This is a genomic window from Flavobacterium sp. 140616W15, assembly GCF_003668995.1.
Lineage (GTDB): Bacteria > Bacteroidota > Bacteroidia > Flavobacteriales > Flavobacteriaceae > Flavobacterium.
This window is the reverse complement of sequence record NZ_CP033068.1, coordinates 1,002,047-1,027,437: the sequence shown is the minus strand read 5'-3', so window position 1 is coordinate 1,027,437 and position 25,391 is coordinate 1,002,047. Positions and strand designations below refer to the sequence as shown.

The following is a 25,391-nucleotide window of genomic DNA, read 5'->3' as shown; positions in this document are numbered from 1 at the left end:
TCTTAGAATTAAAAAACATTGATAAAACCAATGAAAAATACTGCATTCCTCCTACTAACATCATTAATTCTTTTTTCTTGCAAGCAAGCCACAAAAGAAAAGGTAATCGATAAATCAGAAAAGAACATTGATTCGATTCAAATTGAAAAAAACAAAATAGATTCAATAAAAAAGCACCAAACTTTTAATGACTCCATTGATAGTTTAGACCAAGATTTAAAAGCATTTGTTCCAAAAGGGTATAGCGTGATAAGTATTGAGTCTGGAGATCTTAATCTTGATGAATACACTGATGCTATTTTAGTTTTACGAAAAACTAGTGAAGAATCAACATCTAACTACGCCGAAAACAAACCCGACAAAAGACCTATGCTCCTCTTAATAGGACAAAGAGACGGCACTTACAAACTGGCTTATCAAAATAATAATGCCGTTTATTGCATAGATTGTGGAGGTTTATTTGGAGATCCTTTTACTGGAATAACAATAAAAAATGGTTATTTCTCTATAGAACATGGCGTTTCAGGAGGACATCATTGGGAACATGTCACTACATTTAAATATAATAAAACCAAAAACAATTGGTTTCTCTACAAAGATCATTACATAAACTATAAATTTAATGATAGTGCTGACGAAAATGCTGAAGCCTTAGTTATTGATTATGAGAAACTAAAAACAGTAAAAGACTTTGGAGAAATTTCTTTCGAAAAATTCAATATCTATAATGATAAAGGATATTAAAAATAGTATTAAATTCGAATTACTAAAAGTCAAGTTTTATATTTAATTATTACCCAATGAAACAAACCCTATTCGTATTCTTGAGTTCGATACTATTATTATCTTGCTCTGATAAACAAAAAAACCAAACTGAAGGAAAAGAAGAGACCACAACCTCAACGACAGAAAACAAAACTACTAATGGTAAAACTGCCATTTTTAAATGGGATACTGAATTATGCTCAAACACAGGTGAATATAATTCTGAAAAATATACTGAAGAGGAATTAAAAAACACATATAATATATGGGGTATGCATTCTAGCGCCTATTTAAACACAAATACTACCCCAACTTCAGCTACCGATGCTGAGAAATTAACTCGTGAATTAACTGCAGAATACAACGAAAGAAAAGCTTCCTACAACCAAAAAATTGTCACCAATCCGTATTGGGAAAAAGTAAAAGCAGACAAAATACATGAATTAGAAGACATATATGAACTAAAAAAGATAGCTATCGAAGCTTATTCCAATCCTTCCGTTTTACTAAACAACCGATTCTCTAAAAACTGTACCGAATATGCAAAAGCATTAATTTCGAATGATACTATCTTACTGTTGAAAACCTGGAATAATCTGGCCGAAAAACAAAAAAAGAATAATGGTAGCCCTGAAAAATTTATGCAACGTCATTTAGAAAAATACAACTCTAAGGACAGAATACAAAATGCTAAACAAGAAATAATGACATATGGCTGGTGGAATTGTGCCAATGCAGAAGTTTATAGAGTGGACGATGATGGTACAATGGAGAAAGAATTTAATAAATTATTTACAAACGTAACATTTGAGTGTGACGAACCATAAATAAACACATATTCTATAACACGATTAACATAATTCACAAATAGCACACATATAGGGTGCTATTTGTGAATTATCTTTTTTTAAAAAACGTTGTAAACTTTGCAGTTAAATACCCCAAAAAAGGGAACACAGCTATTAATCTTATTTTCTTCAGTATCTTGTAAACTATGTTTCTACCTATCAAAAAGACTATATCAATTATGAACAAAATAGTACTACTTCTTTTTATTTTCATTTCTTCATCGTTAATGGCTCAAAAAAGGAGCTCGAATGACAACTTTATTGTTCAAATAAAAAAAGCAACAGGAGACTTAAATAAAGATAATTTAGATGATTTAGTTATAGTAACCCAAGATACTATAGATAAAAAAGCACCTTATAAACTAAGCGTATTCTTTGCGCATCCCAACGGTGCTTTCAAAGAAATTATCTCAACAACAAAGGCCATTGACCCACAATATCCAGAAGGCAAAGATGGATATTACAATGGACAATCCTTCTATGATATCACTATCGAAAAAGGTGTTTTAACTATTAAAAACGAATTAACAAGAGGCAATTTTGAGCATAAATTTCGCTATCAGAATAATAATTTTGAATTAATAGGTTTTTCTGAAACATATTCAGATGGACAAGGAACAATGGGAACAGTTGATTTTAATTTATCAACCGGAATACGAGTAAGCACAACCGAACGTTACGATGATAGCGACGAAAAACCTACCAGATCTCAAAAGAAAATTCTAATACGACCATTGCCTAAATTACAGAATTTTACTCCATTTACAACCGAATTTTATTAAACGATGCTATCCCAATATCAATTCATGCTAGTCATACTTTAACTACCTAGCAATAACTTTCCAATTTTTATTCGTATTTTCGATTCTCAAAAAATGTATTTTCTCGAATAATCGATTGATTATTTGTAATACATCGAAAATAACTATAAAATAGAATTAAAATGGTTTCATTTAGTAAAGAATTGTCTTTCCGTTGGTCTGATCTAGACCCTAATTTTCACTTACGACATAGCGCATATTATGATTTTGGTGCCCAGCATCGTATCGAAATTTTAGAACAACTAGGCTTGACTTTAAGAGTAATGCAAGAACAGCACTTTGGCCCTGTGCTCTTTAGAGAAGAATGTATTTTTAGAAAAGAAATAAAACTTTCTGATAAAATATTCATTCATACCAAAACATCAAAGATGAAATCTGACGGATCACGCTGGTCAATCATACATGAATTTATCAATGAAGAGGACAAACTTTGCGCAACTATTACTGTCGATGGCGCATGGATGGACACAAAACTAAGAAAACTAGCTTCACCTACTCCAGCGATTGCAATAGAAGCGTTGAGTATATTCCCAAAAAGTGAAGACTTTGTAGGTCTATAACCCCAGTAATACCTCATCAATATGCATAGGTAAGTCCATATTTTGTGTGGAATTATTAATAAGGTTCTTTGTAAAATAATAACAATTTAAAAAAACATAATTATGAAAAAAGTAATAGTCGTTCTAATAACAATTGTATCATTAATATCATGTAACAACCAAAACCCACAAAATATGGATTCTAAAAACACCGAATTAGTCAAACAGTATTTTACGCATTTCAACAATCACGATTGGAAAAAAATGTCCGAAATGTATATTCCAACTGCCGAGTTTAAAGACCCTTCTTTAGGGCCTGGAATCGTAAAACAAACCCGTGCCGAAATAGAAAAAAAATACAGCGAGTTAAACCAAATCTTCCCCGATTTAAAAGATAAAGTAATTCAAATATATCCATCAGGAGAAAACCACGTAATTGTTGAGTTTGTTTCTAGCGGAACAGCCGAAGATGATTCAACTTTCGAATTACCTATATGTACCATCTTTACTATCGAAAACGGATTGATAACAAAGGATTTTACTTACTACGACAATTTCGAAGAACAAGAATAAAACTATTTTGAAGCATTGCATCAGAAAAAGCAATTTTCAGTTTTATTTTTAAATTTTCTCGCAAAATCGCAAAGCCGCAGTTTTTCTTAAGAATCAGTATTCTTTGCGTCTCCGAACCTTTGCGAGAATAAACAATAACGTAACTATACAAACCATAAACAAATAACTTAATTTTAAAAATCAATAGTACACTCAAAAATGATAAACCTTTTAAAAGACTTTAGATTAATTGTTGCTATTTTAATAATACTAATTATAACGATCGTATTAGCTACTATTATCGACAAGCTTTTTATGCGCTTTATTCGCCGCAGATTAGATATTAATGATTTTGATAGTACAGGATATAAATTCTTAAAGCATTTAGTCATTACCATAATCTATATCTTAGGAATTGCTTTTGCTTTAATTCAGATTCCAGAATTTAAAGTTATCGGACATTCATTACTTGCTGGTGCAGGAGTAATTTCAGTCATTGCTGGTCTTGCTTCTCAACAAGCACTAAGTAACATTATGAGCGGAATTTTCTTGGTGATTTTTAAACCTTTCAGAATAAATGATAAAATCACCATCAATAATTTTAGTGGTATTGTTGAAGATATTAATTTAAGGCAAGTTGTCCTAAAAGACATGGAGAACAACCGCATTATTATTCCGAATTCCGTTATAAGCAATCAGATTATTCTAAATACAAATATGAATGACTCTAAATGCTGTAAAATAATCGAAATTGGTATTGGTTATGATTCAGATATCGATAAAGCATTAGAAATAATGAAAGAAGAAGTGGCTAAGCATCCTTTATTTATTGATACACGAACTGCTGCAAACAAAAAGAATAATACACCACTTGTTATAGCAAGAGTTGTAGCACTTAAAGATTCAAGTGTGAATTTAAAGGTTTGGGCTTGGGCCAAAGATGCAACCGATGGTTTTATTATGTATTGTGATCTATTACACAGTATAAAAAAGAGATTTGATGCTGAAAAAATAGAAATCCCATTTCCGCAACAAGTCATTACACTAAAAAAAGAAGATTAAATTTTACTGAAACTTTAGTCCAAAATTTACCTTATCAAAAGTGGTACTACAAGAAACAGCAAATCTTGCGATAGTATAAGTGCCAAAAACGCCCTCAACCCCATGTCCCGAATAAAATCCTCCAAAAGAGAAATTACTTAACTGATATTTTAACGCAATATCATTAACCCTGCTGCTCAATTGTCCAAAAACAATTATTCTAGGTAAAACTTCATAGCTAGCAAATATTTTTGGAGCCAATTTATTATAATAATCAAAACTTTCATCTGTTTTGTAAGTATCAGCTACAGAATGCAAATTTTGTAAACTTCCTCCAATAAAATTATTATCACTTAGATGCCAGGAAACGCTTAACCCTGTATACGTTCCATAATAACCACTGCGTGATTCTAAATAACCAACTGAAATTGTTGCTCTGAAATTTTCACAAATTTTACCAATATAACCTATATAAGTTCTATCGATTTCTGATTTATTAATTCCAGCTCCTAGAATAATATCGTCAGCAGCTATTCTAAAAGCATACTGAAAATAAGTTGCGTATTGATTTTCATTCCCAGCAACAACACTCCTCCCTTTATCGAGATCAATATTTGGAGATATTAAAGTAGAGTTTATAACTGCAAAATCAAATGTATTAACTTCTTGAGCAAATGTAGAAACTGTAAATAGAAGTAAAAGTAATAGTAATGTGTTTTTCATAATGCTAGTTTTGACTTACAACATTCTACAGTAAATTTAAGTACATTTTTCTTATTAATAGAAATAATCTTTCCCAAATACCTCATTACCAGTTAAACTGCACTATTTTCATAACTTTACTCTCCTTAAAAAGGTTATAAAACATTTTTTATCTATTCTATTTTTTTACTTACATAAAAGAAAATATACAGGCATTAATCGTATTTTTGAATCAATAAATATTTTTAACCCTAGCACAAATCAATATGTTTACAATAGAGCAAATTAAAGAAGCACACTCAAAAGTAAAAACCGGAGCCGATTTTCCAAATTACATTCAAGATTTAATAATTCTAGGTGTAAAAGGATATGACACCAATGTAAAAGATGGTACAGTAGAATATTATGGCGTTAATAATTACAGAGTTGCTACTACTGACAAATACGATGAAATTAAAGTAACTTCAGCTGTCAATAAAGAGCTTTTCTTAGAATACCTCTTACAACATCAGGATGGACAAACTGATTATATAACATTTTGCAACCAAGCAGGTCAATGCGGGATAGCTAAATGGAGAGTTGATATTATCGAGATGACTTGTACTTACTATGATAAATCTGGAAACGAAATAGTGATTGAGAAGATTTCAGAATAAATTTCCAATTGTTAATCCATAAAAAATGTCAAAGCTATTGTCTCCAATCATAAGTCCTGAAGAGCTAATAACATTACAAAGATCAGAAATTGTAATCATAGATGCACGAGCAGGAATTAATGCCAAAGAAAACTACATTACATCACATTTAGAAGGTGCTCGATATGTTGATTTAAATCATGACTTAGCCACTATTTCTCCGGATGCAGCAATCGGTGGAAGACATCCTTTACCTTCTTACCAAAAATTTTCAGAAGTATTATCAAAACTTGGTATAACACCATCAAGCCATGTAATTGTATATGATGACAAAAATGGCTCAAATGCTGCTGCCCGCTTTTGGTGGATGTTAAGAGCAATTGGTCATGAAAAAATACAAGTTGTAAATGGCGGATTACAAACAGCCATCAACGCAGGTTTCCCAATGAATTCAGGAGTTGAGACTTTTATAAGTACAATATTATATCCTATCACGGAATGGAAATTAGCTCAAACAGATATTACCGAAATTGATATAGCAAGTAATAATTCTGACACTATAATCATTGATGTAAGAGATAAAGACCGTTTTAATGGCTTAACTGAACCAATCGATTTAATAGCAGGACATATCCCTGGTGCTATCAATATTCCATTTAGCAGTAATTTAAATGAAGATGGCTCCTATTTATCTCCAGAGGCCTTAAATATAAAATACCAAGATGCAATAGGTAATACCAAATCCGAAAATGTAATTGTGCATTGTGGCTCAGGTGTAACAGCCTGCCATACTTTACTTGCTTTTGATTATGCAGGATTACCAATCCCAAAACTTTATGTAGGCTCTTGGAGCGAATGGTCCAGAAATAATCGACCGATGATTACTGCACAAACAAAATAGATTTCTTAAATTGCGCAAATGAATACAATTGAACATTGGGACATACTTTTATCCAATACTGTTAATAAAAAAGCTTTTATTGATACTGTACTCGATGGAAATGCAGAAGGTGAATTAGCCACTTTTAACTCTCTAAACGGGATTCTGTTTTCGGATATTGCAATAGATAAATTCATCGAAAAAGAATACCAATATGATGTTATAGAAGCTGTAGCAGAATCAAAACGAAAACTAAGAACATTCTCCTCAGGCGAACGAAAAAAAGAGTTTTTGAATTATTGTGTTAAGCAAAACCCTGATTATATTATTTTCGATAACCCGCTCGATCATCTGGATCATGCCTCACGAATTACATTGGCAGATTCGCTGGAACAATTGGCTAAATCCGTTCGAATCATTCAATTGGTAAATCGAGCAGCCGATTTATTCCCTTTCATTCATAACAAAGCTCAAATTACAGACAATACATTTGTTTTAAACGAAATAAAAAGCACTCAAACGAAATCAAATTCAGTAAAAGTTACTATTCCAAAACCAGCTGAACCAACAGATTACGATGAAGAAGTATTAATTCATATGAATGAAGTTTCGGTAAGTTATGACGAAAGAAAAATCGTTAATGCAATTACATGGACAATTAAAAAGAATGAATTTTGGCAACTTATCGGACCAAATGGCTCAGGAAAGAGCACTATCCTATCATTAATATCTGGGGATAATCCAAAAGGGTACGGACAAGAGTTATTCCTTTTCGGAAATAAAAAAGGCAGTGGAGAAAGCATTTGGGACATCAAAAAAAGAATCGGTTATTTTTCGACTTCTATGACCGATTTATTTCAGAAAAAACACAGTCTGGAACACATGATTCTATCTGGTTTTTTTGATTCGATTGGCTTATACACTGAACCAACTTCATTACAAAAGCAAATCGTATCGCAATGGCTTGATGTAATTAAAATGAGTCATTTAAAAGACAAAACATTTACACAGCTTTCTATCGGACAACAACGAGTTGCATTAATAGTGAGAGCTGTTTTAAAACATCCTCCTTTAGTCATTTTAGATGAACCTGTAGAAGGTCTTGATGATGAAAATGTAGCCTTAGTTATTGAACTCGTTAACCTTTTGGTTAAAGAAACAAATATGACTATCTTATATGTTTCACATCGTATTGAAGCTGGACTTACTCCTACCTCAATATTCGAATTGATTCCATCAGAAACTGGATCAAACGGAAAAATAATACGTTCGAAATCATAATTACAAACAGACATTCATCAAAACGGTCTTATACTATAGAATCTCAAAAATCTGTATAAATTCGCGTCTTCATGATAACAAATCTGTCTAATCTACGTCAAATTATATAGTTTTGAATTACGCAAAACGGGTTAAGAATACTATATGCCTCAAAAGAAAACTAATCACAGATGAAACTTAAATACATCCTATTACTTCTATTAACTTTATTAATAAACTCCTGTAATACCACTATTTCAACACCAAAAAAAGAATACCAATTAGCCAAACACAAACTCAAATCACATTGGAAACCAGATTCAGAAAAATGGTTATTGCAAAATGACACTTTAATTGGCAAAGGAGGTCCTATGGCATGGGCTACAATAGTATCTAAAAAACAGCTCCCTAAAAATTATGAAATAAGTTTTAAAGCTAATATGACAAAAGAGTCCCTATTTGAAATAATGCTAAATTTAGATCATGAGAAATACATCCGAACCTATCTTTATCAAATAAATCAGAATATAATTATTGGTAGAGGTAAATACGTCGAAAATAGTAACAAATACGGTGATCGAGGTGGGCCAACTTTATTTTCTAAGCCAATGAAACTTGAAAACAACCATTGGTATTCGATAAAAATTAAATTATCAAACAATCAATTGTCCTTTTCTGTAGATGATACTACTACATTAGAATGTTCTATCGAAAAAAGCAACTTAAACCTACACGGAAAACTAGGATTTATAACCAATGGAGAAGTAAAAATAGCAGACTTAATTATAAAAAGCATTTAAAACAAAATAGGGAATCTCAAAACAATGAGATTCCCTATTTTATTAGTACTGATAAGTCATTTCTAATCTCTAATCAGTAGCAATTTTATAAGTAGGATCATCTACAATATCAACAATAATAGCAGCGTTTTTAAGCAATAATCTACAGTCTTCGCTTAAATGATACAAACGAACCGTTTTATTTACTTTAGCATAGCGCTCCGTAATTTTATTTACAGCATCAATAGCGCTCATATCAACAATTTTACTTTCTTTAAAATCTATAATTACCTCATCAGGATCCTCATTAACATCAAATTTCTCCATGAATGCCATTGCAGAACCAAAAAAAAGAGGCCCAAATATCTCGTAATGTTTAACTCCATTATCATCAATATATTTTCTGGCACGAATGCGTTTGGCGCTTTCCCAAGCAAAAACCAATGCCGAAATAACAACACCTATCAAAACAGCCAAGGCTAGATTGTGCATAAAAATAGTAATCACAGCTACCACAATTCCGACAAAGATATCATGTTTAGGCATTTTATTAATGATTCTAAAACTAGCCCATTCAAACGTTCCTATCGCAACCATAAACATGACACCAACCAAAGCAGCCATAGGTAATTTTTCTATTACAGGAGCTCCAAACAAGATTATAACAAGAATAGTTAATGACGCAATAATACCCGATAAACGAGCTCTGGAACCTGCTGAAATATTCACCAGCGTTTGAGCAATCATTGGACAGCCACCCATCCCGAAGAAAAATCCATTTACAATATTGGCGCTCCCTTGAGCAATACATTCGCGATTTCCGTTTCCTTTAGTTCCCGTAAGCTCATCAACCAAGTTTAATGTCAGTAAGCCTTCTGTTAAACCTACAGAAGCCATAATCAAAGAATATGGGAATATTAATTGTAAGGTTTCAAAATTCCAATTAATATTAGGCAAATGAAAAGAAGGGAAACCACCGCTTATCGAAGCAATATCTGCGACTGTTTTTGTCTGAATACCTAAACCCAGAACCAAACCAAAGACCACAATAATAGCTACTAACGAAGCTGGAATAGCTTTAGTTACTTTGGGAAACAAAATTACGATAGCTACCGTTAAAGCAACCAGTCCCAACATAATAAACATAGGACTTCCCGAAAGCCAAACAGCTTCCCCATTAACAACAGTTTTAAATTGTTTTAGTTGCGACATAAAAATCACAACAGCCAAACCATTTACAAAACCATACATTACAGGTTGAGGAACCAACCGAATAAATTTTCCCCACTTAAAAAAACCTACCAAAATTTGCAAAACTCCAGCTAAAGCTACAGCAGCAAAAACATATTCCAAACCATGAGAATTCATCAAAGCAATCAATACAATCACCGTTGCTCCTGCTCCACCCGAAACCATTCCTGGGCGTCCACCAAAAACTGCCGTAATCAATCCCATGATAAATGCAGCATATAAACCAACCAAGGGAGGAAAACCAGCAAGTATAGCAAACGAAAGTGATTCGGGAATCATAGTCATTGCCACAGTTAAACCTGCCAGGATTTCTGTTTTATAATTTACTTTTTGTGTAAAATCAAATAAGTTAAAATACTGCTTCATTATTTAAATGTAAATCTATAATCTAAAACTCATAAAAAAGGTTACCTCTTCTGTAATAAATGTTTCAAAAACAAGAAAGAACCTTTTTTATTAGCACTACAAAAGTAACTAATTTGAAACACGCAACAACACCTATTCAACATAACAGTTCCTAATAAAATAAATGAATGAGATAAGGTAAAATACATCAATCGTTAGTACAATTTTTGATACTGCTGAAAGCAAAGAACAATCAATTTTTAAACATAAAAAAAGCCCCAAATTGGGGCTTTATATTTTTAACTTTCATCTTCATCAGTATTATGCGATTTAGAGTAATTCCTCCATCTTTCAATACAATCTTTAAAATCATCGGGTAATTCAGTGTCAAAACGCATCATTTCACCAGTTGTAGGATGAACAAAACCTAAAGTTTTAGCATGTAATGCTTGTCTAGGTAAAGCTTTAAAACAATTATCAATAAACTGTTTGTATTTCGTAAACGTAGTACCTTTTAAAATCAAATGACCACCATAACGCTCATCATTAAAAAGCGGATGACCAATATGTTTCATATGCGCACGAATTTGGTGAGTTCTACCTGTTTCAAGCTGACATGAAATCAAAGTAACATAACCAAAACGCTCCAAAACTTTATAATGCGTCACAGCAGGCTTACCAATCTCTGGATCAGCAAAAACAGCCATTTGCATTCTGTCTTTCAAGTGTCTTGCCAGATTACCTTCAATAGTTCCTTGCTCCTCAGTAACATTCCCCCAAACCAAAGCAATATACTCTCTTTCAGAAGTTTTAGCTTCAAATTGTTTGGCAAGATGTGTCATTGCAGCTTCTGTTTTGGCAATAACCAAAAGTCCCGAAGTATCCTTATCAATTCTATGAACCAATCCTGGACGTTCACTGCTGTTCATAGGCAGGTTATCAAAATGATGTGCCAAAGCGTGAACCAAAGTTCCTGTATAATTTCCGTGTCCCGGATGCACAACCATTCCTGGCTCTTTATTGATTAACAACAAGGCGTCATCTTCGTAAACAATGTTCAGCGGAATATCCTCTGGAATAATATGATTTTCATACGGAGGATGTGATAACATAACCGTAACTACATCAAACGCTTTTACTTTGTAATTTGACTTTACAATAACGTCATTCACAAAGATATTACCCTCTGTAGCAGCATTCTGAATCTTATTTCTGGTTGCATTTTGTATTAAGCCCATTAAATATTTGTCGATTCGTAAAGGCGCTTGTCCTTTAGGAACTTCAAATCTAAAATGCTCATATAACTCTTCTTCTAAATCTAAACTATCGGTATTATTATTGTTCATTTGCTGTTTTTTCATCTTCAGGCACTGCTAGAGAATCTGCCGGTTGACTTTCATCTAAATAACTTGCTTTTCCATCGCCCAAAACCAAATCAATTTTTGATGATTTCAGTACACGATCTCCTACTTTTAAATTTCTTCCTTTGTAACGCATCTCCAAGACCATGTCTTTTCCAAGGTTAGGAATATAGGTAATTGTACCTTCTTGAAGTCCTAATGCTTTTAAGGTTGGTACTGCTTCACGATATGTTTTTTCAATTAAATCCGGAATACGAACTGATGAAAAACCGGAAGAATTTATTTTAATATAAATCTTTCTCCCCACTTTTACTTTTGTTCCAGGCAAAGGATCTTGCTCAACAACACTATATTTAGGGAAATCACTTTTGTAATCTACACTATCCAAAAGCACGTAATCCAAATCCAGACCGTCCAATTTTGCCTCAACTTGCTCTTCTGTCAATTTTTTCAAATCAGGTACTTCAATTTCATGTCCGTGATCAGTGGTAAATGTCAGCCAGTGCATAAACAAATACCCCAAAACTGCAATAATTGCAACAGCAATTAGTATTTGCGTAAAAAATACTCGGCTAGTTAGATACTTACGTAAACTCATAAATTTATTTTTATTTGTGGCAAAGATAAAGATTTCGTTTCAAAAAAAATGATAATTTTGTTTAATACAACAAAGTAGCCCAATAGCCAATAATAGTAGAAACAAAGAACAATCGAAACGAACATTTTTAGGAGCCATTCCCGCTATTCGCTTTATCTTTTTCTATGCAAAAAAGCATAAAAAAAGGATGTCGCTACTATCGGGGCTAAAAACAAGCCGTTTTCACAACAACTTTAAAATCAAGAAACAAAACATACTTACATAGCTTTCAATAGCATAAAAAAGAAAAAATGAAAAACATTGCCATTATCATGGGAGGATATTCTAGCGAATATCAAATATCACTAATCAGCGGAAACGTAGTATATCAATACCTTGATAAAACCAAATACAATGGTTTCCGAATCCATATTTTTAAAGAAAAATGGGTTTATGTAGATGAAAAAGATACCGAATTTCCGATAGATAAAAATGATTTTTCGGTTACAGTAAACGGAAATAAAATCACTTTCGACTGTGTATTCAACGCCATTCACGGAACACCAGGAGAAGATGGACTAATGCAAGCCTATTTTGAATTATTACACATTCCACAAACCTCTTGTGACTATTACCAAGCAGCATTAACCTTTAACAAACGTGATTTACTTTCTGTTTTAAAGCCATACGGAATAAAAACTGCTATTTCTTATTACCTAAACAAAGGAGATCTTATCAATACCGACGAAATTGTAAAAAAAGTAGGATTACCATGTTTTGTAAAACCAAATAAAGCAGGTTCAAGCTTCGGAATCTCAAAAGTAAAAACTGCAGCTGAGCTTCCTATTGCAATAGAAGTTGCCTACAAAGAAGATAACGAAATTATCATTGAAAGTTTCCTTGACGGAACCGAGGTTTCTGTTGGAGTAATTAATTACCAAGGAAAAGTTATCGTGTTACCAATTACCGAGATAGTTTCAGACAATGATTTCTTTGATTATGAAGCCAAATACCAAGGAAAATCACAAGAAATTACACCAGCAAGAATCTCTGACGAATTAACACAAAAAGTAAGTGAAGTAGCAAAACGCGCTTATGAAGTCTTAAAAATGAAAGGATTCTCAAGAAGCGAATTCATTATCGTTGACAACGAACCATATATGCTAGAAATGAACACCATTCCTGGCTTAACAACTGAAAGTTTGATTCCACAACAAGCAAAAGCAGCCGGAATCACATTAGAAGATTTGTTTACAAATTCAATAGAGTTAGCTTTGGCGTAGCCAAAAGTTGCTAAGACACTAAGGTTCTGAGGTACTAAGATAAAAAACTTAGAACCTTAAAAAAACCTTTGCCACTCTGAACCTCTGAATCTAAAAAAAAAATGAGAAAAGCCATATTTCCAGGATCATTTGATCCAATTACACTTGGACACGAAGACATCATTAAACGAGGAATTTCTCTATTTGATGAAATCGTAATTGCTATTGGTGTAAATGCCGAAAAAAAATACATGTTCTCACTCGAAGAAAGAAAGCATTTTATCGAAGAAACATTCAAAGATGAACCCAAAGTAACCGTAATTACCTATGAAGGACTTACAATTGATTTGGCCAAAAAACAAAAAGCCCATTTTATTTTAAGAGGTCTTCGTAATCCTGCCGATTTCGAATTTGAAAAAGCCATTGCACATACTAACAGAAAACTTTCTAAAATAGAAACCGTTTTTCTGCTTACCGCTGCCAGCACATCATATATCAGCTCAAGCATAGTTCGTGATGTACTTAGAAATGGTGGAGAATACGAGATGTTAGTTCCTGATGCAGTTAGAGTTCAGAAGTAATTCAACCAAAAAAACATAAATTTGCAAAACGTAGTATTTAACTGTATTTTTGCATTTAAAATAATAATAGAAGAAAATGAGCATAGAAAGAGAATTAAACAAACGTAGCGGATCAAAATGTGAACTTTGTGGTGCAACCGAAAACCTAAAAGTATATCAAGTACTACCTACTCAAAAAGGCGGAATTGATGAAAGTGTAATGGCTTGCAGTACTTGTATAGATCAAATAGAGAATCCAGATAACGTAGATTTAAATCATTGGAGATGTTTAAATGACAGTATGTGGAACGAGAATGTTGCCGTACAAGTTGTAGCTTGGAGAATGTTAAGCAGAATGCGCGCAGCTGGATGGCCACAAGAATTATTAGACATGATGTACCTAGACGAAGACACTTTGGCGTGGGCACAAGCAACAGGAGAAGGTGAAGATGATGAGAATAAAATAATACACCGTGATAGCAATGGCGTAATTTTAGAACATGGAGATTCTGTAGTTTTAATTAAAGACTTAAAAGTAAAAGGATCTAGTATGGTAGCTAAGCAAGGAACTGCAGTACGTAACATCCGTTTAGACCATGAAAATGCCGAATACATCGAAGGAAAAGTAGACGGTCAGCAAATTGTAATTATTACACAATACGTGAAGAAAATATAATTCTTTTTTTTTAAGTTACAAAGGGACAAAGAAGCAAAGGGACAAAGGCTTGCAGCTTACTCTCAAAAACTTAAAACCCTAAAACTAAAAAAGGCTATTCAAATGAATAGCCTTTTTTAGTATATAGATTAAAAAATCTAATTATTTTTGAAACAATTTACTTACTTGGTCTTTTGTTAAAGCCTCAGAAACATTGTTTGCGTTACCTTCTTTATTCGAAACCATAAATTGAACTGTAGGTTTATCAACACTTGCTGTATAATGCAACCAAACGTAATTGTTAGGTAATTCTAATTTGATATCATACAAAGGAGTTGCTGCAAATCCGTTTACGATAATATTGTAAAGATTAAGATAATCATTATCAATATTCTTAAAAGTGAATTTTCTTAAAGTATTATTTTCATCATCACTTTGAATACAGTTGTAAAATACAGTGTATTCATCTCCAATTTTTTGGATATAATTATTGTTTACTTTACCTAATTTCTCAACAGGTACAGTTTCAATAACTTTAATTTGAGCAAAAGATGCAAAACTTAAAAACAAAACAGTAATTGTAATAATTTTTCTCATAATATTCTTTGGGGTTTATTTATTTGATGGCGCAAACATAATAATAAAAAAAACTAACTCCTTTCTTACACAGTTAATTTATTGACATTAAATTCAAATTATTTTTTACAATTATTCCTTTCCTTCAAAAAACAAACAAGTAACTATTTGTTTATAAATAAATTACTCCTCTTCCTTCTTAATTACTTTTCTTGCTACTTCAATTTTAAATTTTTTGCCTTTCATCTTCTCATCTTTAATGTTTTTAAGCAAATCTTTTACTTTATTGAATTTCACGGCAGCAAATGAAATAAAATCTTTTACTTCAATTAATCCCAAATCACCTTTTTCAAGTTTTCCTTTTTGAGAAAAGAATCCAACAATATCTATTTTGTTTAATTTGGTTTTCTTTCCGCCACTAATATATATTGTCTGAAATTCTGGAGGTTTAGGTAAAGTCGTAGCATTGTCGACCTTTAAAACATCCATATCATAATTAATATAGTCTAATTTTTTCTCACTTTCATGAACGATAATATAAGCTGTACCCGATGCAAGCATACGAGCAGTACGACCGTTACGGTGTGTAAACTCATCTTCCTTTAATGGTAAATGATAGTGAATAACATGGTTCATCTCAGGAATATCAAGACCACGAGCAGCTAAATCGGTTGTGATTAAATAACTCACACTACCATTTCTAAACTGAATCAAAGCACGCTCACGCTCATCCTGATCCATTCCGCCATGATAATATGTCGCGTAAATTCCTTTTTCGTTTAGAGTATCACTAATACGTTCAGCAGCATCACGATGGTTACAAAAAATAATAGCCGATTGTGATTTTAAAGAACATATCAGGTTAAACAAACTTTCTATTTTGTCTTTAGATGGAGAAACAACCATTTTCATCGAAAGATTCGATTTCTCTTCTTCCTCAGGAATAAAATCCAAAATCGTTGGATTGATTACTCTTGTGTATTTTGGAATTTCAATATCAGATGTAGCCGAAACTAACACACGTTTGTTCAATTTTGGCAATTTACCAATGATAAAAGACATTTGCTCATGGAATCCCAATTGCAATGATTTATCAAATTCATCCAAAATTAAAGTCTGAATTTTATCTAAACGGAAAGTTCCTCTATCAATATGATCAGCAATTCTACCTGGAGTTCCTATTAAAACTGCTGGTGGATTACTTAAATTCTTAATTTCTGTATCGATCGAATGGCCTCCGTAACAAATATTAACTTTGTAATCGGTTCCCATTTTCTTCCAAACCTGTTCAATTTGCAATCCTAATTCACGCGAAGGAACAAGGATTAAACATTGTACAGAAAGAATTTCGGGTTGTAGTAATTCTAAAACTGGCAGCAAAAAAGCTAGTGTTTTCCCAGAACCAGTTGGAGAAAGTAGTAAAACATTATTGTCGTTCAGGATAGCATCCTGAGCAACTTCTTGCATTTCATTTAGGCTTTCGATACCTAAATTCAAAAGTATATTATTCGAATGGTGTTTCTTATTCATTTTGCAAAAGTAGTCAAAATACTTTTTGTTTAAAGTTTCAGGTTTGAAATGTGTATCGTGACCGAAAATTTAACTGCAAAATTTCAAGCTAGGTAATCGTTTATTTTACCGCAAAGGCAAAAAGTTTTACGCAAAGATCGCAAAGTTGTTAAACACAAAGCTTTGCGAACTTTGCGATTTTACAGCGTCTTACTTATAAAAAAACTTTGCGACCTTTGCGGTTAAAACTCTTACTCTAATTCCTTAAAAATCAACTCCAATTCAGCTATTTCACTTTCAGTTAATGGTTTCAACGGGCTTCTTAAAAAACCTCCATCAATCCCTTTTATTTTCAAACCAGCTTTAATTGTTCTTGGCAAACCTTTGTTTACAATGAATTTTAAAAGATTTAATTGCTTATAAAATACCTTTTGAGCTTCCTGTAAATCATTTTTCTGAATAGCATTGTACAAATCAACATTCAGTTCTGGAATCAAATTTGGTGCGGCAGTACACCATCCTGTTGCCCCAGCAGAAAATGCTGCTAATGCCAACGGATTTGATCCATTAAAAAATGCGACATCATCGCCAAGTTCCCTTTTTAAATAATGCATTCTTTGCACATCTCCACTACTTTCCTTAATCATAGTAACATTCGGAATCTCCAATAATCTTTTTAATAATGCAGGAGACATATCTACTCCACCCGTTGCAGGATTATTGTACGCCATTATAGGAATCGAAATTTGCTTGGCAACTGCATCATAATGTTGTACAATTTCATCATCTGTAAGTTTCCAATAACTCATCGGAATGATCATAACTGCATCTGAACCTGCTTTTTCAGCAAACTTAGCATGATAAATTGTTTTTTCAGTAGTTAGGTTTGACACACCCACCAAAACAGGAACCCTACCATTAACTTGTGCTATAGTAGCTTCAGTAATTGCTTCTTTTTCTTCATCTGTCAAATACGGCATAACACCTGTACTTCCTAGCGGAGCAACACCATGAGATCCAGAAACAATCAATCTTTCTAATAGCTTTTTGTACAATACAATATCTACTTTTTCGTCTTTGTCAAACGGAGTAATCGGATAGGCAATAATACCTTTAAACAATGTGTTTTTCATTTACTTTTCTTTTTAGTTAAAGATCTCTTCCTTCTTCTTCACGTAATGCAACTCCTAAATTCTGAAGCTGAGGTGCGTTTTCACAAGCAATATATTTAGCCGATACTTCACTGCTCAAATTCTTGTGTCTGTGCCAAGCCCAACTCGGAATATAAACAGCATCACCAGCCTTCCACTCTACTTTTACATCTTCAACTTCGGTATAACCGTGCCCCTCGATTACATACAATACCGTTTCATAAGTATGTCTGTGTCTGTTTGTCATTTGATCTGGCAATAAACCACCAATAGTCATACTTACATTTTTACTAGGAAGATCAATAAAGAAAACAGGATGCTTTCTTTCCGTAGAAAATTGGTTATGAACTCCCTCTTGCTCAACATTTTTGTGTATTAATTTTTCTGGCATCACAAAAGTTGGTCGTGCAAATGTTTCATGAAAGTCTTTTGATGAAAATTGTTTTTTAGTTTCCATAATTATATAATTTATTTGTTTTTGCATTATTGCGTTACAAAATTACCGTAACTTTGGACTACCCATATAACACAGTTTAAACACAAATACCTAGTCCAGATGTTAAGACCTTGGCAATTAGAAATTCAGATAAACAATAATTCTGATAAAGCAATTTATCTCCAAATCGCTGATGCAATTATTGAAGCTATAAAAACAGGAGTTCTCAATAACGGAAATGCTTTACCAGGAAGCAGGCAACTTGCTGGACTACTTAAAGTGAATAGAAATACAGTTATTGAAGCCTTAGATGTTCTCATAGCCGAAGGTTGGCTTATTACAATGGAAAGGAAAGGCACTTTTGTTGCCGATATTTTACCTATCGTTACCGAAACTACAAATCATAAGAGGAAAATTGAATCTATAACTAAAGAAGTAAAACCGCTTTTAGTTTTTGACGATGGTATTCCCGATAGTCGAATTGCGCCAATGAATGAACTGGCGAGGGCTTACAGACAGATTTTTAATCGAAAATCTCGCTGGCAGATAATGGGTTATAGCAACGAACTTGGGAATTTAGAATTCAGAAAAGCCATTGTTCAAATGCTAAATTTTAAAAGAGGAATGAATATTACTCCTGATGAGATATGTATTACCCGAGGAAGCCAAATGGCTATGTACCTCGCTTCCCATTGTTTGTTTACCAAAGGAGATTATATAATGGTCGAAAACCCTGGATACAAACCTGCTTGGGAAACATTTGAAAATGCCGGAGCTCAATTACTCCCTATAAATGTTGACAAAGATGGGTTGATAATTGATGAAGTCGAAGAATACCTAACGAAATACAAGAATATTAAAGCCATTTACGTTACACCGCACCATCAATTTCCAACGACTGTAACATTGAGCTTAAAAAGAAGATTAAAGCTCGTAGAATTATCCAATACATACGGTTTTACAATCATAGAAGATGATTATGACAACGAATTCCATTTCGGGCAAAGACCAATCTTACCTATTTCGAGTTACAACAATGCCAAAAACACGGTTTATATAGGAACATTAAGCAAAATTGTTGCGCCAGCATTGAGAATTGGTTATTTGGTAAGCAATCCAGAAACTGTAGAACAAGTGGCCAAACATCGAAAGATAATCGATGTACAAGGCGACAATATAATGGAAGAAGCAGTTTTACAACTGATAAATGAGGGTGAAATAAAAAGACACCTCAAAAGAACAACTGTCATTTACAAAGCCAAAAGAGATTATTTTGAAACCATTTGCAATAAATACCTAAAAGACAAAACAACTTTCGTAAAACCTGAAGGTGGCTTAGCCTTTTGGATTGTACCCAATTCACCCGTAAACATCTTCGAAATTGCAGATAAACTTCTTTTAAAAGGGATAAAAATCATGACACCCGAAAAGTTTAGCTTCAATAAACCCATATCAGGTTTCAGACTTGGCTACGCCTCCCTAACTGAACAACAAATCGAAGAGGGGATTATCGAACTCGCTAAACATTTGTGATCGGGAATTTGTTTCAAGTTTTTTTTGTTTCAAGTTTCAGGTTTCAAGCTTCAAGTTGAATTGCGGTTAAACTTTGTGCAGATTTTACCGCAATCCCACTAGCTTTTGAGAGCAAAGAGCTATACACCGTTTAGTTTCTTTGTAGTATTGCAAATTTGCTAGAAATAAGTTAATGTGTTTTACTGTAAATATACCTGAGTAACTCTACTCTCATTTCAACTTGAAACCTGAAACAAATAAAACTTCATATTTATTTTCTATTATAACCCCGCTCTTTGAAGTATTCTTAAATTGCTATACGAAGTCGGGAAACTTTTCACAGCACTAATTTTAGTGATTAAGAAGGCTTGTGAAAGTAAGATATTTATAGAAATTGATTATTATTTCTTGTCAATCTTATAAAGTCTTCCTCCATCAGTAACAGCATATAATGCTCCGTCTTTTCCTTGAGTAACATCTCTAAAACGCTGGTTTTCTGAAGCCAAAAGTCTTTCTTCGCCAACAACTTTATTGTCTTTTATAGCAAGGCGTACGATATGCATCCCGCTTAAAGCCCCTATGAAAAGATTATTTTGCCATTCCGGAACACGATTTCCTGTATAGAAAGTCATTCCACTTGGTGAAACCACTGGATCCCAATAGTAAACCGGCTGCTCTAAACCATCTTGCTGCTGAATTCCCGCTCCAATTTTTTCTCCGCTGTATTCTATTCCGTATGTAATGGTTGGCCATCCATAATTTGCACCTGCTTTTATACGATTGATTTCATCTCCTCCACGTGGTCCGTGCTCGGCAAGCCAAACTTCATTAGTAACTGGATTAAGCGCTAAACCCTGTGGATTTCTATGACCAATACTATATAATTCCGGTAAAGCTCCAGCTTGCGTAAAAGTAGGATTTCCAGTTGCAGGTTGTCCCTCTTTTGTAATTCTGACTACTTTACCTAAACCTGTTGTAACTGATTGCGCTAAAGGTCTGGTTTCAAGTACAGATCTTTCTCCAGTACTTACAACAAGAAAACCTGTTTTATCAAAAAGAATACGTCCGCCATAATGAAGTGTACTTGCATTGGCTGGTTTAGCCCTGTAAATAACGGTTGCGCCTTCGATTGTTTTTTCATCAGCTGCTAATTTTCCTTTGGCTACTGCTGTATTGTTTCCGCCAGCTGTAGCTTCTGCAAAAACCCAGTAAATCATACGATTAGTTGCAAAATCCGGATCAATACATAGTCCTAATAAACCTCCCTGCCCAGCAGAATTAACGGCAGGAATACCTGTAATTGCGCTACTTACTACTCCAGCTGTTGTAGCAATACGCATTGTTCCTGTTTTTTCGGTGATTAATAATCTGCCATCAGTAAGACTTGTAATTCCCCACGGGCTTGTTAATGTTGTAGCAATAACAACTCCCTCGTAAGGTGTATTGGTTTGCACACCCCTTATTCGGGTTTGTCCTTCAAATGCTGGTTTGTAAGTTGTATTAGCGGCATTTCCTTCTACAGGATTTGTTGTTGTACCTGGATTTACATCGACATCTTTATCACTAGAGCAGCTTAATAAACTTATTAGCACACTCGAAACAATAGCAATTTGGTTAATATTTCTCATGATTTTTTTGGGGTTTAATAGTTAGAACATATCAAAAGTCTTAATTATAAAATAAAAAAAGTTATATAATTTATGAGAAAGCTTATACGATTATAAGTTTCAAAGTGCTGGTTTTATTTTAATGTCAAGTTATTTTACCACAAAGTTCGCAAAGCTTTTTGCATTTAACCTCGAAATACCGCTAAAAAACTAAACTTTAAGGCTTTGCAAAAAACAAGTTACTATATTTCACTATAAATACATCAAAATAAGACTACTCTCATTTCAGCTTAAAACTTGAAACCTGAAACAAATAAAACTTTATATTTGATTTTTCTATTAAAAACCAAACCATGAGACTTTTTACTATTGTCATTTCACTTTTCACACTTACCCTTTTTGCTCAAAAAAGCAATAAATACGACACTTTTTTCGAGAAAGGAAACAGAAACCAATCAGCTAATTACCAAGAAACCATAAAATACTATATGCTTCTTGCACATGATTTTCCGACTATCAAAATGCAGGAAATGGGACTGACAGACAGTGGTTATCCGCTGCACATGATCACTTTTAATCCTGATAAGCAATTTGATTTTAATGTAATCAAAAAAAGCAAAGCTGTAATTCTTCTTAATAATGGTATTCACGCTGGTGAACCAGACGGAATTGATGCAACTATGCAATTGTTTAGAGATTTGGCTTTAGGAAAGATAAAAGCACCAAAAAACACTGTGATAGTAACAATTCCTGTTTATAATATTGGTGGAGCATTAAACAGAAACTCCACTACAAGAGCCAATCAGGATGGTCCAGAAGAATATGGTTTTCGCGGAAACGCCAGAAACTATGACTTAAACCGTGATTTAATTAAATCAGATACCCGCAACACCAAAAGTTTTGTAGAAATTTTTCATAAAACAAACCCTGATGTTTTTATCGACAACCACGTAAGTAATGGTTCTGATTACCAATACAAACTGACTTATATTATGACACAACATAATAAATTAGGTACTGTTTTAGGCGATTATCTAAATCAGGAAATGATGCCAGCATTGGTTAACGATTTACAGAAAAAAATCTGGAAACAACTCCTTATGTCAATGCATTTGAAGAAACTCCTGATAATGGATTTATACAATTTTCAGATAGTCCGCGTTACACAACTGGTTACACTTCCCTTTTTAATACCATCGGTTTTGTGGTCGAAACACATATGCTTAAAAATTATGCCGATCGCGTAAAAGCTACCTACGAATATATGACATCTACAATTGATTTTACAGATGCAAATTACAAGAAAATAAAGGAAATGCGCTTAAAAAACGAAGCGCAATACGCTCCTAAAAAACCATATACTATTAAATGGGAAATTGATAGCACAAAAATGACAACCTTTTCATTCTTAGGTTATGAAGCAAGTCATAAAAAGAGTGAAGCCACAACAGGAGATAGATTATTTTACGACAGAACAAAACCATACAAAAAAGACATTCCTTATATAAAAGAATTCAAATCGGTTAAGGATATTACTGTTCCTACAGCCTATATTATTCCTAAAGGATTCTGGAATGTGATCGATTTACTCAAAAGTAATGGCGTTACCTACACACAACTAAAAAAAGATACAATAATAGAAGTTGAAAGCTATAGAATTGCCGATTTTAAAACAACAAATTCAGCTTACGAAGGACATTATTTACATCGAAATACTAAAGTGACTTCTCAGATAATAAAAGTTCCTTTTCACAAAGGCGATTATGTATTCTCGACCCAACAAAAAGCAATTAAATACTTGTTAGAAACATTAGAACCCGAAGGTGTTGATTCGTTCTTTAACTGGAATTTCTTCGATACCATGCTACAGCAAAAAGAAGGGTATTCAGAATATGTTTTTGAAGATACAGCCGCTAAACTCCTAAAAGATAATCCAAAATTAAAAGCTGATTTGGAACAAGCCAAACTCAATGATCCAAAGCTAGCCAAAAACCCTGAAGCACAATTAGATTGGATATATAAACATTCTGCGTATTATGAAAAGGCACATATGCAGTATCCGGTTTATCGATTACTGTGAGATGTTTTTTGTTAGAAGAAAAATGCGGACTAGATTGAAATTTAACCGCAATCCCGATAGCTATCGGAAGCAAAGATTTTTATTTAAATTATCTTGAAAACTCAAAGGTCGCAAAGCTGTTTTACAAATCTTTGTCAAAGTTTTTCAACTTTGACAAAGATAAATAGTTTTTCTGCTTATAAAGCTTCAAAATTCGCTCAATTTACATATGAACCTTACTTCACAGAAAATATAATCGATTATTTTCACAAAATCAACATTAATCGTGTATCATTATGGAATTGTCAAAGAAAAATAGCAAGACAAGCTTCACAAATAGAACCTTAAAAAATGACATTTTATGAAACGTTTAATACATATAGCCCTAGTATTATTATTAATTATCCAAGGATGCACCACAAATAAAAATATAAAAACAAAAAAACCAGCAATAAATAATTCTATCGAAAAATTAGAAATATCAAATCTTCCTGATGAAATTCGAACAAGTAAAACAAATAAAAACACTTATATAACTAAAACAGATAATTCATATAATGTTAGAAATAAGGACGGGAAAACTATCGTTTATTATTCTAAAGGATATGAAACTGGTAGTGCATTTTCCGGATATGATTATTCAGAAAATCCAATAATAGGGATATATAAAGAGTTTTATCCTAATAATAACATAAAAATAAAAGGAATTTATTGTTGGTTTGGATTTAAAATAGGGAAATGGTATACCTATTCAGAGAATGGAGATCTAGTCTCTACTGAAGATTTTGACAATGGCTTTATATACACTAATGATCAAGTGTTTTCATATTGTCAAGAAAATGGAATCTCATTAGAAAAAAAAGAGAGTGGTTATACAACTACTATATCTAAATATAAGTCCATTCCTGATAATAAAAATTATTGGGTTATTCGATATCCTAATTATGAAAAAAAAGCTTATATAAATATTCAAATAGATGGTTTAAATGGAAGTGTTGTCAAAACAGTAGAATCTCCATTCCCTACAGATTAAAAATTTTATAGTAGTCTTAAATATAATTTTCTAAATACTTTGATAATAATTTTTAAAAAAAAACCGATAGCGCGGATTTGCAATCCGTGCCCGCAACAAGAAACCATGAGATTGAATTTTGCTTTACTATGTGGAACGGATTGCAAATCCGTGCTATCGGATAAGCTCTTACCTTAACATTAATCCATAAAAATATATAATATGAGTATTTTAGATAATTACAATATAAGTTTTAGTAATGATGTTTTTACATATCATGATGGTAAAAAAGTATATCATAAGAATGCAAATCATAATGTTACACGGGATTTTTTTGGATATTTATTACATTTTTTCAAAGATGTAGAAGATGTAACTGAAATAATAGCTGATGTAGATTTCATCTTAACAGATGGTCATTATAATGATGAATATTTAAGAGAGATATATTTAGATAAATTATTTGTACGTTATAAAGATACAACTGTAAATTTCGAAACACAAAATAGTGTTTTAATTCAAGAAATTCCACTTATTGATTTTAAAGAAATATTAATATTGTGGCGTTCTTTTTTACAAACTTCTCCCTTAAATGGTAGTAGCGTATAATACCCGACCTTGCCCCGCTCTACGAAGTGTTCGCACAGCAATCAGCAAACTGAATATTTCGTTTAGTTGGATTTTAGTACTATAAAA

The 25,391-nt window shown here is 32.8% G+C and carries 25 protein-coding genes and 1 pseudogene; 17 read left to right on the top strand and 9 right to left on the bottom strand.

Features of this window, described 5'->3' with window-relative positions; genetic code table 11:
• Window positions 1-30: 30 nt before the first annotated feature.
• The 6 genes from EAG11_RS04500 (at window position 31) to EAG11_RS04475 (ending at window position 4,587) form a co-directional block, all read left to right on the top strand.
• Complete coding sequence (locus tag EAG11_RS04500; RefSeq protein WP_129538096.1) at window positions 31-744, top strand: hypothetical protein; 714 nt, start codon at window positions 31-33, stop codon at window positions 742-744.
• Window positions 745-800: 56 nt separating this feature from the next.
• Window positions 801-1,592: a hypothetical protein gene (locus tag EAG11_RS04495; protein WP_129538095.1), complete on the top strand. Its 792-nt coding sequence runs from the start codon at window positions 801-803 to the stop codon at window positions 1,590-1,592.
• Window positions 1,593-1,792: 200 nt separating this feature from the next.
• Window positions 1,793-2,395, top strand: coding sequence for a hypothetical protein (locus tag EAG11_RS04490; RefSeq protein ID WP_129538094.1), 603 nt, complete (start codon window positions 1,793-1,795; stop codon window positions 2,393-2,395).
• A gap of 161 nt (window positions 2,396-2,556) precedes the next feature.
• A complete protein-coding gene (locus tag EAG11_RS04485; RefSeq protein ID WP_129538093.1) occupies window positions 2,557-2,994 on the top strand; it encodes a thioesterase family protein in 438 nt (145 codons plus the stop codon).
• Between the two features lie 102 nt (window positions 2,995-3,096).
• On the top strand, window positions 3,097-3,546 hold the full coding sequence (locus EAG11_RS04480) for a nuclear transport factor 2 family protein (RefSeq protein ID WP_129538092.1): 450 nt from the start codon (window positions 3,097-3,099) through the stop codon (window positions 3,544-3,546).
• Window positions 3,547-3,744: 198 nt separating this feature from the next.
• On the top strand, window positions 3,745-4,587 hold the full coding sequence (locus EAG11_RS04475) for a mechanosensitive ion channel family protein (RefSeq protein WP_129538091.1): 843 nt from the start codon (window positions 3,745-3,747) through the stop codon (window positions 4,585-4,587).
• A gap of 3 nt (window positions 4,588-4,590) precedes the next feature.
• On the opposite strand, the gene EAG11_RS04470 is transcribed toward EAG11_RS04475, so the two are convergent.
• Window positions 4,591-5,289 (bottom strand): hypothetical protein, encoded by a 699-nt coding sequence (locus tag EAG11_RS04470; RefSeq protein WP_129538090.1) that lies wholly within the window; start codon window positions 5,287-5,289, stop codon window positions 4,591-4,593.
• 245 nt (window positions 5,290-5,534) lie between these two features.
• On the opposite strand from EAG11_RS04470, the gene EAG11_RS04465 reads away from it, so the two are divergent.
• From EAG11_RS04465 to EAG11_RS04450, 4 genes are all read left to right on the top strand, one after another.
• Window positions 5,535-5,924: a DUF1398 domain-containing protein gene (locus tag EAG11_RS04465; protein ID WP_129538089.1), complete on the top strand. Its 390-nt coding sequence runs from the start codon at window positions 5,535-5,537 to the stop codon at window positions 5,922-5,924.
• Between the two features lie 25 nt (window positions 5,925-5,949).
• Window positions 5,950-6,804, top strand: a complete 855-nt coding sequence (locus EAG11_RS04460; protein WP_129538088.1) for a sulfurtransferase — start codon at window positions 5,950-5,952, stop codon at window positions 6,802-6,804.
• An 18-nt stretch (window positions 6,805-6,822) separates the two neighbouring features.
• On the top strand, window positions 6,823-8,064 hold the full coding sequence (locus EAG11_RS04455; RefSeq protein WP_242499266.1) for an ATP-binding cassette domain-containing protein: 1,242 nt from the start codon (window positions 6,823-6,825) through the stop codon (window positions 8,062-8,064).
• A 170-nt stretch (window positions 8,065-8,234) separates the two neighbouring features.
• A complete protein-coding gene (locus EAG11_RS04450; protein WP_129538087.1) occupies window positions 8,235-8,843 on the top strand; it encodes a hypothetical protein in 609 nt (202 codons plus the stop codon).
• Window positions 8,844-8,912: 69 nt separating this feature from the next.
• Here EAG11_RS04450 and EAG11_RS04445 read toward each other — a convergent pair whose 3' ends face one another.
• The 3 genes from EAG11_RS04445 to EAG11_RS04435 form a co-directional block, all read right to left on the bottom strand.
• The gene (locus EAG11_RS04445) at window positions 8,913-10,439 is read right to left on the bottom strand and encodes a SulP family inorganic anion transporter (RefSeq protein ID WP_129538086.1); all 1,527 of its coding nucleotides are present in this window, start codon (window positions 10,437-10,439) and stop codon (window positions 8,913-8,915) included.
• A 278-nt stretch (window positions 10,440-10,717) separates the two neighbouring features.
• The gene (locus EAG11_RS04440) at window positions 10,718-11,764 is read right to left on the bottom strand and encodes an RluA family pseudouridine synthase (protein ID WP_129541023.1); all 1,047 of its coding nucleotides are present in this window, start codon (window positions 11,762-11,764) and stop codon (window positions 10,718-10,720) included.
• A complete protein-coding gene (locus EAG11_RS04435) occupies window positions 11,754-12,377 on the bottom strand; it encodes a PASTA domain-containing protein (protein WP_129538085.1) in 624 nt (207 codons plus the stop codon). The genes EAG11_RS04440 and EAG11_RS04435 overlap by 11 nt, the downstream gene beginning before the upstream one ends.
• Window positions 12,378-12,667: 290 nt before the next feature.
• On the opposite strand from EAG11_RS04435, the gene EAG11_RS04430 reads away from it, so the two are divergent.
• The 3 genes from EAG11_RS04430 (at window position 12,668) to EAG11_RS04420 (ending at window position 14,854) form a co-directional block, all read left to right on the top strand.
• Window positions 12,668-13,639: a D-alanine--D-alanine ligase gene (locus EAG11_RS04430; RefSeq protein WP_129538084.1), complete on the top strand. Its 972-nt coding sequence runs from the start codon at window positions 12,668-12,670 to the stop codon at window positions 13,637-13,639.
• Between the two features lie 101 nt (window positions 13,640-13,740).
• Window positions 13,741-14,199 carry a pantetheine-phosphate adenylyltransferase gene (gene coaD, locus EAG11_RS04425; RefSeq protein ID WP_129538083.1) on the top strand — a complete coding sequence of 153 codons (459 nt, stop codon included), beginning with the start codon at window positions 13,741-13,743 and terminating at the stop codon, window positions 14,197-14,199.
• A gap of 76 nt (window positions 14,200-14,275) precedes the next feature.
• Complete coding sequence (locus EAG11_RS04420; RefSeq protein ID WP_129538082.1) at window positions 14,276-14,854, top strand: alkylphosphonate utilization protein; 579 nt, start codon at window positions 14,276-14,278, stop codon at window positions 14,852-14,854.
• A gap of 141 nt (window positions 14,855-14,995) precedes the next feature.
• On the opposite strand, the gene EAG11_RS04415 is transcribed toward EAG11_RS04420, so the two are convergent.
• The 4 genes from EAG11_RS04415 to EAG11_RS04400 all read right to left on the bottom strand — a co-directional run bounded on the left by EAG11_RS04415 (window position 14,996) and on the right by EAG11_RS04400 (window position 18,526).
• Window positions 14,996-15,430, bottom strand: coding sequence for a hypothetical protein (locus tag EAG11_RS04415; protein WP_129538081.1), 435 nt, complete (start codon window positions 15,428-15,430; stop codon window positions 14,996-14,998).
• 162 nt (window positions 15,431-15,592) lie between these two features.
• Window positions 15,593-16,939, bottom strand: coding sequence for a DEAD/DEAH box helicase (locus EAG11_RS04410; protein ID WP_129538080.1), 1,347 nt, complete (start codon window positions 16,937-16,939; stop codon window positions 15,593-15,595).
• A 230-nt stretch (window positions 16,940-17,169) separates the two neighbouring features.
• Window positions 17,170-18,051: a dihydrodipicolinate synthase family protein gene (locus EAG11_RS04405; RefSeq protein ID WP_129538079.1), complete on the bottom strand. Its 882-nt coding sequence runs from the start codon at window positions 18,049-18,051 to the stop codon at window positions 17,170-17,172.
• Window positions 18,052-18,067: 16 nt separating this feature from the next.
• Entirely contained in the window at window positions 18,068-18,526 is a 459-nt protein-coding gene (locus tag EAG11_RS04400) for a cupin domain-containing protein (RefSeq protein ID WP_230605275.1), read from the bottom strand.
• Window positions 18,527-18,625: 99 nt separating this feature from the next.
• Here EAG11_RS04400 and EAG11_RS04395 point away from each other — a divergent pair, with 99 nt between their 5' ends.
• On the top strand, window positions 18,626-20,038 hold the full coding sequence (locus tag EAG11_RS04395) for a PLP-dependent aminotransferase family protein (RefSeq protein WP_129538077.1): 1,413 nt from the start codon (window positions 18,626-18,628) through the stop codon (window positions 20,036-20,038).
• A gap of 380 nt (window positions 20,039-20,418) precedes the next feature.
• On the opposite strand, the gene EAG11_RS04390 is transcribed toward EAG11_RS04395, so the two are convergent.
• On the bottom strand, window positions 20,419-21,645 hold the full coding sequence (locus tag EAG11_RS04390; protein WP_129538076.1) for a PQQ-dependent sugar dehydrogenase: 1,227 nt from the start codon (window positions 21,643-21,645) through the stop codon (window positions 20,419-20,421).
• Between the two features lie 332 nt (window positions 21,646-21,977).
• On the opposite strand from EAG11_RS04390, the pseudogene EAG11_RS04385 reads away from it, so the two are divergent.
• From EAG11_RS04385 to EAG11_RS04375, 3 genes and pseudogenes are all read left to right on the top strand, one after another.
• A pseudogene (locus tag EAG11_RS04385) lies at window positions 21,978-23,704 on the top strand (M14 family metallopeptidase).
• A 340-nt stretch (window positions 23,705-24,044) separates the two neighbouring features.
• Window positions 24,045-24,716 (top strand): hypothetical protein, encoded by a 672-nt coding sequence (locus EAG11_RS04380; protein WP_129538075.1) that lies wholly within the window; start codon window positions 24,045-24,047, stop codon window positions 24,714-24,716.
• A 201-nt stretch (window positions 24,717-24,917) separates the two neighbouring features.
• Window positions 24,918-25,304 carry a hypothetical protein gene (locus tag EAG11_RS04375; RefSeq protein ID WP_129538074.1) on the top strand — a complete coding sequence of 129 codons (387 nt, stop codon included), beginning with the start codon at window positions 24,918-24,920 and terminating at the stop codon, window positions 25,302-25,304.
• Window positions 25,305-25,391 lie beyond the last annotated feature (87 nt).

Excerpts from the sequence above, each read along its gene's own strand:
- EAG11_RS04500 (WP_129538096.1), top strand. The coding sequence starts at position 31 with ATGAAAAATACTGCATTCCTCCTACTAACATCATTAATTCTTTTTTCT.
- EAG11_RS04495 (WP_129538095.1), top strand. The coding sequence starts at position 801 with ATGAAACAAACCCTATTCGTATTCTTGAGTTCGATACTATTATTATCT.
- EAG11_RS04490 (WP_129538094.1), top strand. The coding sequence starts at position 1,793 with ATGAACAAAATAGTACTACTTCTTTTTATTTTCATTTCTTCATCGTTA.
- EAG11_RS04485 (WP_129538093.1), top strand. The coding sequence starts at position 2,557 with ATGGTTTCATTTAGTAAAGAATTGTCTTTCCGTTGGTCTGATCTAGAC.
- EAG11_RS04480 (WP_129538092.1), top strand. The coding sequence starts at position 3,097 with ATGAAAAAAGTAATAGTCGTTCTAATAACAATTGTATCATTAATATCA.
- EAG11_RS04475 (WP_129538091.1), top strand. The coding sequence starts at position 3,745 with ATGATAAACCTTTTAAAAGACTTTAGATTAATTGTTGCTATTTTAATA.
- EAG11_RS04470 (WP_129538090.1), bottom strand. The coding sequence starts at position 5,289 with ATGAAAAACACATTACTATTACTTTTACTTCTATTTACAGTTTCTACA.
- EAG11_RS04465 (WP_129538089.1), top strand. The coding sequence starts at position 5,535 with ATGTTTACAATAGAGCAAATTAAAGAAGCACACTCAAAAGTAAAAACC.
- EAG11_RS04460 (WP_129538088.1), top strand. The coding sequence starts at position 5,950 with ATGTCAAAGCTATTGTCTCCAATCATAAGTCCTGAAGAGCTAATAACA.
- EAG11_RS04455 (WP_242499266.1), top strand. The coding sequence starts at position 6,823 with ATGAATACAATTGAACATTGGGACATACTTTTATCCAATACTGTTAAT.
- EAG11_RS04450 (WP_129538087.1), top strand. The coding sequence starts at position 8,235 with ATGAAACTTAAATACATCCTATTACTTCTATTAACTTTATTAATAAAC.
- EAG11_RS04445 (WP_129538086.1), bottom strand. The coding sequence starts at position 10,439 with ATGAAGCAGTATTTTAACTTATTTGATTTTACACAAAAAGTAAATTAT.
- EAG11_RS04440 (WP_129541023.1), bottom strand. The coding sequence starts at position 11,764 with ATGAACAATAATAATACCGATAGTTTAGATTTAGAAGAAGAGTTATAT.
- EAG11_RS04435 (WP_129538085.1), bottom strand. The coding sequence starts at position 12,377 with ATGAGTTTACGTAAGTATCTAACTAGCCGAGTATTTTTTACGCAAATA.
- EAG11_RS04430 (WP_129538084.1), top strand. The coding sequence starts at position 12,668 with ATGAAAAACATTGCCATTATCATGGGAGGATATTCTAGCGAATATCAA.
- coaD (WP_129538083.1), top strand. The coding sequence starts at position 13,741 with ATGAGAAAAGCCATATTTCCAGGATCATTTGATCCAATTACACTTGGA.
- EAG11_RS04420 (WP_129538082.1), top strand. The coding sequence starts at position 14,276 with ATGAGCATAGAAAGAGAATTAAACAAACGTAGCGGATCAAAATGTGAA.
- EAG11_RS04415 (WP_129538081.1), bottom strand. The coding sequence starts at position 15,430 with ATGAGAAAAATTATTACAATTACTGTTTTGTTTTTAAGTTTTGCATCT.
- EAG11_RS04410 (WP_129538080.1), bottom strand. The coding sequence starts at position 16,939 with ATGAATAAGAAACACCATTCGAATAATATACTTTTGAATTTAGGTATC.
- EAG11_RS04405 (WP_129538079.1), bottom strand. The coding sequence starts at position 18,051 with ATGAAAAACACATTGTTTAAAGGTATTATTGCCTATCCGATTACTCCG.
- EAG11_RS04400 (WP_230605275.1), bottom strand. The coding sequence starts at position 18,526 with ATGGAAACTAAAAAACAATTTTCATCAAAAGACTTTCATGAAACATTT.
- EAG11_RS04395 (WP_129538077.1), top strand. The coding sequence starts at position 18,626 with ATGTTAAGACCTTGGCAATTAGAAATTCAGATAAACAATAATTCTGAT.
- EAG11_RS04390 (WP_129538076.1), bottom strand. The coding sequence starts at position 21,645 with ATGAGAAATATTAACCAAATTGCTATTGTTTCGAGTGTGCTAATAAGT.
- EAG11_RS04380 (WP_129538075.1), top strand. The coding sequence starts at position 24,045 with ATGAAACGTTTAATACATATAGCCCTAGTATTATTATTAATTATCCAA.
- EAG11_RS04375 (WP_129538074.1), top strand. The coding sequence starts at position 24,918 with ATGAGTATTTTAGATAATTACAATATAAGTTTTAGTAATGATGTTTTT.